11 protein-coding genes are annotated in these 8,384 nt (G+C 36.3%); all 11 read right to left on the reverse strand.

Features of this window, described 5'->3' with window-relative positions; translation table 11 throughout:
* Nucleotides 1–818 (reverse strand): hypothetical protein (locus DXB39_RS14270; protein WP_117901611.1); only part of this gene is annotated, 818 nt, incomplete at its 3' end.
* A gap of 27 nt (nucleotides 819–845) precedes the next feature.
* Entirely contained in the window at nucleotides 846–1,745 is a 900-nt protein-coding gene (locus DXB39_RS14275) for a hypothetical protein (protein ID WP_117686935.1), read from the reverse strand.
* A 29-nt stretch (nucleotides 1,746–1,774) separates the two neighbouring features.
* Entirely contained in the window at nucleotides 1,775–2,530 is a 756-nt protein-coding gene (gene fliD / locus DXB39_RS14280) for a flagellar filament capping protein FliD (RefSeq protein WP_117465675.1), read from the reverse strand.
* A 21-nt stretch (nucleotides 2,531–2,551) separates the two neighbouring features.
* The gene (locus tag DXB39_RS14285; protein WP_199535144.1) at nucleotides 2,552–3,328 is read right to left on the reverse strand and encodes a FlxA-like family protein; all 777 of its coding nucleotides are present in this window, start codon (nucleotides 3,326–3,328) and stop codon (nucleotides 2,552–2,554) included.
* The gene (locus tag DXB39_RS14965) at nucleotides 3,318–3,533 is read right to left on the reverse strand and encodes a hypothetical protein (RefSeq protein WP_055238207.1); all 216 of its coding nucleotides are present in this window, start codon (nucleotides 3,531–3,533) and stop codon (nucleotides 3,318–3,320) included. The genes DXB39_RS14285 and DXB39_RS14965 overlap by 11 nt, the downstream gene beginning before the upstream one ends.
* 86 nt (nucleotides 3,534–3,619) lie before the next feature.
* Nucleotides 3,620–4,990, reverse strand: coding sequence for a sensor histidine kinase (locus tag DXB39_RS14290; RefSeq protein WP_117699208.1), 1,371 nt, complete (start codon nucleotides 4,988–4,990; stop codon nucleotides 3,620–3,622).
* Nucleotides 4,987–5,700, reverse strand: a complete 714-nt coding sequence (locus DXB39_RS14295) for a LytR/AlgR family response regulator transcription factor (RefSeq protein WP_055306784.1) — start codon at nucleotides 5,698–5,700, stop codon at nucleotides 4,987–4,989. The genes DXB39_RS14290 and DXB39_RS14295 overlap by 4 nt, the downstream gene beginning before the upstream one ends.
* Nucleotides 5,701–6,013: 313 nt before the next feature.
* The gene (locus DXB39_RS14830) at nucleotides 6,014–6,163 is read right to left on the reverse strand and encodes a hypothetical protein (protein ID WP_158552130.1); all 150 of its coding nucleotides are present in this window, start codon (nucleotides 6,161–6,163) and stop codon (nucleotides 6,014–6,016) included.
* A gap of 35 nt (nucleotides 6,164–6,198) precedes the next feature.
* Nucleotides 6,199–6,393: a hypothetical protein gene (locus DXB39_RS14300; protein WP_117842358.1), complete on the reverse strand. Its 195-nt coding sequence runs from the start codon at nucleotides 6,391–6,393 to the stop codon at nucleotides 6,199–6,201.
* A gap of 57 nt (nucleotides 6,394–6,450) precedes the next feature.
* Entirely contained in the window at nucleotides 6,451–7,641 is a 1,191-nt protein-coding gene (locus DXB39_RS14305; RefSeq protein ID WP_117842359.1) for a DUF4885 family protein, read from the reverse strand.
* 497 nt (nucleotides 7,642–8,138) lie between these two features.
* Nucleotides 8,139–8,384: GHKL domain-containing protein (locus DXB39_RS14315; RefSeq protein ID WP_243006055.1), on the reverse strand; the 246-nt coding region annotated here is incomplete at its 5' end.

Below are 8,384 nucleotides of genomic sequence, written 5' to 3' on the forward strand. Positions count from 1 at the left end.
CCGATTTCTATCCAGTTTATATCATTTAACTGTTTTATCTTTGCGTCAACATTTATGGTCTTTCCTGATTCCTGCAATAAATAAGTGTGTTTTCCTGCTCCCGCTTCTATAGAAAAGAATCCCGGAGAAATCCCGACTTTCTCACAGACGGACAATACCTCCTCATTGCTGTAAAGATACCCCCACACACTCTTTCCCTGTGCCAGATCAGACAGGATATTGCCTGCCTTACACATTTCCCACTTATAATTTGTCCCTTTTTGATTTGTATTCTCTGCAAGCAACGATTCCGAGGCTGCCCAGCCTATCCTTCCATTATTGACCGTCCATGTATATTTACCACCACTTGATGTTGTCCATGAATAATAACTTTTATTACTTAGTACCAGAGAATTATTTGCAGCACAAATGCCTGACATGGTGCTTGTATTCATTTTCGGTACTGCATAATTAGGTACTACCTGTCTGCTCCCATTAAGGTCAAAGGAAATAACCCCGTACTCCTTAAAATCAGAATTATATCCACAGGAAACATTCTCCCCAAAATTGATTGCATTCAAAATAGCACTTGAATTATTATAGTTTGCAAAATAATAAGCCAATTCACTGTTAGAAATATTCGCATTTTTATCTATCAGTGCAGCTATTGATTGCTTTGAAAAGCCTCGTGCAGCATCAGAAATACTTAAACTGTCCTGTTTTTTATTATTTCCTACTCCAAGCAACATCTGTATTGCTTTTTGGTGTATTCCTGCCTCTGCTTGCTTTGAATATGTCAATAGCTGGTTTACTGTGTTTACATCTGTTACTGTCTTCATAGCTAGTCTCCAAACCCTTTTTCAACATTAAACGCCAAACATATGCTGCAATTTGTCCAGCATATCGTTTGATTTTTCTCTAACACTTCCCGGCTGATTTCTTAATTCATATCTGTTTTCATAGTAATGATTCAAGTAACCTTTCAGCCCATCATAAAATGAATCCTTATCTATTTCATCATTTAAAAATTTGTCACACAAACCGGTCATTTCCATTTTCTCATTCGTATAGAAAGCTCTCTCATCGGAGATGATTTCTGATTTGTACTTATAAGCTTCTGTTTTGCTCCCTATTCCGACAACCATATAATCCGGTGTCATTCTCTCCATGATAGAATTGCGTGCCGACTCATTAAAATGAACATATTCGTCAATCATATCTGAAAAACCTGCCTGTAATTGCTCCGGGACATACATTTTATTTATTTTGTTTAATCCAGCCTCACTTGCACTTAATAAAAATACCGATTCAAATGAAGTACCACGATACCCTTCCCTGGCATTCAAGTCATCTACCGCTGCCACCATTGTGCCGATCTGCTCTTTTAATGTATTTCTTTCATCTTCTGATAAATATTCTGCCGCATTTTCATCTATCCACTTCTCAAAAACCGCAGCCTGATTCTCAGAATGTCCCTCAAAGACACTTCGATCTCCTGAAATAGAAGACGCCTTTAATTCTAATTGAAACAAATTCTCACACTTGTATTCTGCCGGTATTTCTTTTATCTCTCCATTGATTGATGAAAAATGCATTGCCTGAAACTCTGAGACTTTATCACGGGCAGTCTTCGCTAATTTTTTTGCTGAATCACTGATTGTCACATCATCTTCCGAAATCATATTCTGAGGAACCGTTTTTTGCTTCTCAACCTTATTTTTTATCATCTCAGGATTATTAATATATCTATTTCCTTGAACTTTCATAGCAACCTCCCTAAGTTAGTCCACACTTTCTATACTTCTTTATCTATCTTGCTCGATGTCAAAGAAGAATCCGTCTTAGAGTATGTACCATTATTTGTATAGGTTGCACTCGCCCGGTTTGCAGCATTCGATATACCAGTTGCTTTCTGCGATATTTTGCTTACAAAAGAATTATATCCTGTAAAGACCGTTTTCAGCGAACTGATATCTGCCTGCTTTAAAGCATCCTCATCTAATTCCAACTTGTTTCCTTTTCCTATGGTAATACCTATTTTGGCAAGCATATTACTGTTTTTGTCTGTCATTCCAGTCATCCATGAAGCATTTCGCAATACATCCTTTGTATTAGATTCTCCGGCTTCCTTAACTACATCATTATAATCTTCAACAAAAGATTTTACTGCCTTGGTGATTTTATCCCAGTCATAATCCTCTACCTCAATCTCTTCCCCCGTTTTTTCATCTTTCTTTTTTATTTTCTTTTTTTCCCAAAGAGATGAGTCATTCAAAGCATCTGCTGATTTTTTCAGAGAATCTGCACTTGTTTTCATCAAGGTAAGTTTTTGTGAAGTATCACCTTTTCCCGATAATTTTTCAGCATCCTGTTTTGCATAATATGCTTTCATAAGTTTTCCATAGCTTCCATTTTTGATTGCAGCATAATCAGAAAGCATATTTGTATTGCCTACTGATGAACTATCTGACGTTCCACTAAACAAAGCTGAAAAATCTACATTGCTGTTATATTTACTTGTATAATCACTAAAACTTTTGATTTCTGACATAACACCAGCCTCCTTTCCGAACTATAAACGTATATCTATCGGTGTATATACTACCGACTGTCCACTTTCTGATGCTGGATTTGTTATTGTTTCTGCTGTTTCTATTTTGACATCTGCATTCTCTGATGCATCTGTTGTCGTATCTGCATTTTCCTGTGTATTCTCTGCTTTCTGAGTTTGATTCTTCTTTGTTTCTGCTGCATCTGTACGGTTGTCTGCCTTTGCTGCTTCTTCCATAGATTTATTTGCATCTGAAAGTGAAGACATCTGTGCTGCTGTTGCAGACTGCGCTTTTGCCTGCAAATCTGCCAGTTCTTCTTCTTTCTTTTCGGTATTGCCTTTTCCAGCATCTTGCTTGATTTCAGACTCAAGCACACCGGCTCTTCCTTCCATCTGTGTTGCCATACTACCCTGCACTTTTGCTTGCTTCATAGATGAATCTGCGGAAATCATTGCCCGCATACCTGCCTGTGACAAGCCTGTTCCTTTCTTTGCAGATGTATTTTTTGTACCAGCCACCATATCATCCATAGATGATTTTTTACTCTGCTGTTCCTTTCTCTGTTCAATCTGGTGCTGTCTTAACTGTTGATTGAGATTTGTAATTTCCTGTTGTATCTCCTGACGTTTCTTCATCTTATCCTCTAATGACAGTTCTTCATTTGATGATAAGTCCTGCAATTTCTGCTGTGCATTTGCAATCTGATTCTGAATATTTTTACTCACAGAATCATTCGCCTGTGCCATTCCTATTGCTCCTGTCTGCGTATTCGTTCCGTTAAATCCATTAATTTTCATCATTTCGTTGTCCTCCTTGAGCTAATACTCTGAAATCCGTTTCCTGAAAATCTGTATAACATGATTTCTCTTTATTTTTTCTTTCGGCATATCTTTCTTCACAATAAACCGTGATGTTGTGAACCGCCCTTTTTTCGTTGTGAAGCAGTCTGAAAATGCTTTTCAGACTGTCGCAGTGCTCCTCAAATATTGTTGCAAGCAACATATTTTCATCGCTACCTGCGCAAAAAAAGCACTACATATTTCTGTAATTTCTGTAATTTACAAAATACATAGTGCCAATTTATTTCTTTATTCTACCTGCATCATAATGCTAAGGATTACTTCCTCATTTCCCTGCTCCAAAGATATATCTCCCATATACATTCTGGCAACCCGGCGAATGTTATTCAAACCCATTCCATGTTCCCTCCCAGATTTGGTTGTTTCTGGCAAATCGCTATCACCAAAATTAAGCTGACCCCCAAAACTGTTTTTTATGGTTATCATAAAGATACTGTTTTTCCGAAAAGAAGAAATACTGATATACGGATCATCTCCACTTACATTTTCCATACAGTTATTCAAGGCATTATTCATGATCACACTCAGATCAAATGCATTTAACTTCGTATTCTGCGGATAATGAAAATCCGACAGAAACCGAATCTGCCTTTCTTTTGCTTCTCTCAGCTTTTCCATCAAAATGACATCAATTACCGGACTTCCTGTCTTTATTTCCGGAGATACCTCGTCCCATTCATTTTTCAGATGTTCCAAGTATTCTGTAGCATCATCCATATTATTATGTGCCACCAGATGTTCCAGTGTCTGTATATGATTTCCCATATCATGGCGCATGGAGCGGATATCCCGATACAACTTTTCGACTTCCCCGATATGCTTTTTCATGTCACTGATCTGATTTAATACCAGCTCTTGTCCCCGCTGTTCTTCCTGCATCTCTTTCCAGTTTTGAAACATTACAATCACAACAAGAATAGCAACTATGGAAATCAGATAGTGTAAAAAGCTTAAAGCTCCATAAAATCCATATGTAACAATCAAGTTCTTTCCAGTATCTCTTTCGTATATCATGAGATAATATTGTAAAATGCCATACCCAGTGACGCCTACAAGTGAAGGTATAATAAGCATTACCATCTCTTTGATGCTCATTTCATCTTTTTTGTATATATACGCTTTATTGATCAGTCCTATTGCAACCGCAATAAAAGCAATACAAAGTACAATATCCAAAACTCTGGTTCCAACATATAGTCCGTATTGCAACCACACTTTTTCTGCACTCATATTCCGAAATACAAGTGCTTTTGTAACAAGATCATCAAGTCTGGCTGCCATTGCAACCGTTAACCATCGGATAGAAAAGAACGTAATTGCAAGAAATATTTTCTGATATATATTTCTTCTGTCCTCTGCATACATCACAAGAAACGCTGCTATAACTCCAATCAGATATGCGGAAAAATTATCAATCTGTGGCGGAATCATATATAAAACAAGCATAATCGTAATATAAACAATACTGACTGCCACAGCCCCTTTTTTCTTTTTTATATAGGGACAAACAAATTTTCCAAAATAGATTCCTGTAATCATAAGGAGTGCGATAACAGAAATTTTCGATGTAACCATCCAGCATTTTTCTACCAAACTCATCCGATTTCTTTTCCTTTCCTCTGATTATATTTCAAATATTGTTTTACAAACTCAGAATAATTCTGTTTTGCAATCAATGCAGTTCCATTTTCCATCGTCACACAATTTGCATCATATTTCTGAACATATTTGAAATGTACGAGGTAGGCTCTGTGTGTACGAAAAAAATCTGCTCCCGCAATTTCACTCAGTTCCTGCAATTTTCCATAATATTCAATATTCGTATCCCGTGTATGGATAATGACTTTTCGATTATATACCTCAGCATACACAATATCCTTCAAAAACACTTTCATATGGCTTCCTCCGGACTGCACCATCATGTATTTTTCATCCGATTGATTTTCAGAATATTTTTCAATGCTTCTGACTGCACGTTTCACAACTTCCTCAAATTTTTCATCTGAAAACGGTTTCACCAGATAATGAAATGCTGCAACATCAAATGCCTGAAAAACATACTCCTCCACAGCAGTTACAAATATCAATACCATTCTTTCATTTTTCTGACGCAGAATCCTTGCCGTTTCCATTCCATCCATTCCTGGCATCTGAATATCCAAAAATAGAATATCCGGCTCACAACCACTTGCAATCAATTCATCACCAGATAAATATTTATCTATTACTGCATCTGGCAATAATTTCTTTATTTTTTCTTCTAATATCAATCCTATAGATTTTTCATCATCACAGATTGCTATTTGCATCTTGTCACTTCCTTACTTACATACAATTATATTTATAATATCGGAAAAGTTCTTTAAATAGCTAGCCACCATGTTGTGAACAGACCTTTTTTTGTTGTGAAATAGAATATCACATATATCGCTTTATCTGCTTCCTGTTAATTTGTTTTATCCGGCACACGCTCCTGGGAGTGACTGTATCTATCAAAAAAAGAAGTCAGCAGTTTATTCATGCACTACTGACTTCCTATACTACTTATTTTAATTGCCTCCCACATCCATCTGAATCTGATATCTTGGAATCGTCCCATTTTCCTTTTTATAAGCCAGAACATCATAAATCATCTACTGTTACGTTCCCATTTGATACCTTATTCAAAAAACGATCTAATTCCTCTACATAGCCAGCCAGACGATATTCCTCATCCCTGTCATTACTCAATAAACCAATAAAACGATTGTTCTTATTGGTGCCAATGTTCAATAACGATAAATCCACAACTCCCGAACCGTATCCTTTTACTGTTGCACTTGTAGATGCCCCCGTAAAAGCATTACGATAAAGATTATTGTCTCCATCATTTTTTCCGTCAGAACAAATTCATCACCTAAGTCCTTCATTTTTGATTGGCATACCGGAGCCGGCATATGATATGTATAATTACCACAAATATTCTTATACTGACTATGATTCTGAATGATTCCAATTCTCATACAGGGTTCTCCTTTTTTCGTAATTTTTCAACCAGTTTGCAAAAAAATATTATATTTCTAAAGCACAGAATACCATTGTCTGTTCATACGATCAGCTTCATACTGGTATGTAATCAACTGGTTCATATCCTTTAAGCTGCTCTTTCCATATAAAATGCTTAAAGTCATATCTGGCACATTGTTCCATCCTCTGGTTGAAATAGTTGAAACCAGGTCATGTATCCAATTATTCATTTGCTGCTTAAACTCTTTCGGAACTTTTCCGGAACTTTCAACTGCACTATCCACTAAGTCTAATATATTCTCTCCCGACTCCGTATAATATGTCCCATTTTTTTCCTCAAGTTTGTCTAATTCATATCCTGTATAACTATAAACCTGATGATATGCTTCGTATTTCATCTTTGATTCCTCTGTTACTTGAGAACTCTCACAGCCATCTTGTGTTGAGCAATAATAGATATGCTTATAGAGATTTTTCCCATTATTACCTACATTTAAAGCATTCTGCATCAACACCTTTGTTTCTTCATCCACGCCATCTACCGTTATCTCGTAACTGTATGGATCGACAGTAAAAGTACAATCTTTCGTAATAGAAGATGTATCTACACCAGCCTGCTTTAAAATATTTGAAATCTGTGAATTTACCAATGCTCTTTCAAATTGGATTTTATCCGAATCTACACTGTCGCCGTCTACTTCAATTCCCCTGAACAAAGAATCCTGATAATTTACACCATTTATTTTTCCTGTCCGGCACATCTGCATCTCATAATTATATGCAATCCTACGTTCTGTATCAGTCAAATTAGTCTCGTAATACTCTGAACTCTTATCAAAATACTTGGAATGAATATAATTTTCTGGGTTAAAATGTGTTTTTGCTTCTGCGGCAAGCTTAGAATACTTTTCCGTTAATGCCGCCCTAAATGCTTTACCTGTACTCATATATTCACTTGTTTTCGCATTAATCTGTGTTCCTGCATTCTCAATGAGCTCTTGATTCGTTTTTTTTGCTGAAGCTATATAGGACTTTAAGTCAATGCTACTGTCAATACTTGTATTATGTGTTCTTCCACTTGTACTTTTTGTCAGTTTTTCCTTTCCCGATGCACTTATCGTTAAGGTATCTCTTGTGCCTCTACAACCAGTGTTTTGACTGCTTGCCGCTTTTTGCTGTTGACCAAACAGAACATTAAGCAATGACTGATTAGCATTTATTCGGCTGTTAAAAAATATATTCATAATATCACCAACCTCCTTCTTCTAATATTTTATAAACAAAATTATTGTTCATCCAATAATTTGATTATAATCATGTAATAATTCAGATTTTATCATGAGATACCATCTCAATGCTCTTTTCATAACTAGAAGCTGCTGTTGACACCAATGACTGAATATTGACATTATCACTGTTAGCATTTGAGTTATTCAATAGATTGGACAGTCTTTGTTTACTTTCATATGTCCGACTTCTATATACATCTTCCATTTGTTTACGTTTTATCAAATGTTCCTTTTGATTTTTTTCAATCTGTTCTTCAATAAATTCCTCCAACCGCTTATGACGTTTCTCCCACCAAGTTTCTCCATCATTAGCTGTTTCTAGTCCACTCTTTCCTACCGGACCTGCATAACCATATCATTCTTCCGGTGACGCTCCAATAACATCAAAGCTAACATTATTTGATCCTACAGAAAAATATTATATTTCTAAAATACAGAATATCATTGTCTGTTCATACTACCGCAAATATCAGTTTATGATCTTCGCACTCTAATTTCAGATGAATGACCGCTTTTCCAGTATTTTTCAGTACCTTTTCACTCTCCCGGATTGCATTATCTAGTAAATTGGAGAGCAGGATCACAATCTCTTCCTCTTCCAGACAGATCTCCTGCAAATCCCCTACTTTCAGGATAACCGCTATGTGTTTCTCCTGCATGCTGCGGTACTTCTGGTTTAAAACAGCATTGACCACCGG

Origin of the sequence: Roseburia sp. OM03-7AC (assembly GCF_003462625.1) — a bacterium.
In the GTDB taxonomy this organism is placed as follows: Bacteria; Bacillota; Clostridia; order Lachnospirales; family Lachnospiraceae; genus Roseburia_C; species Roseburia_C amylophila.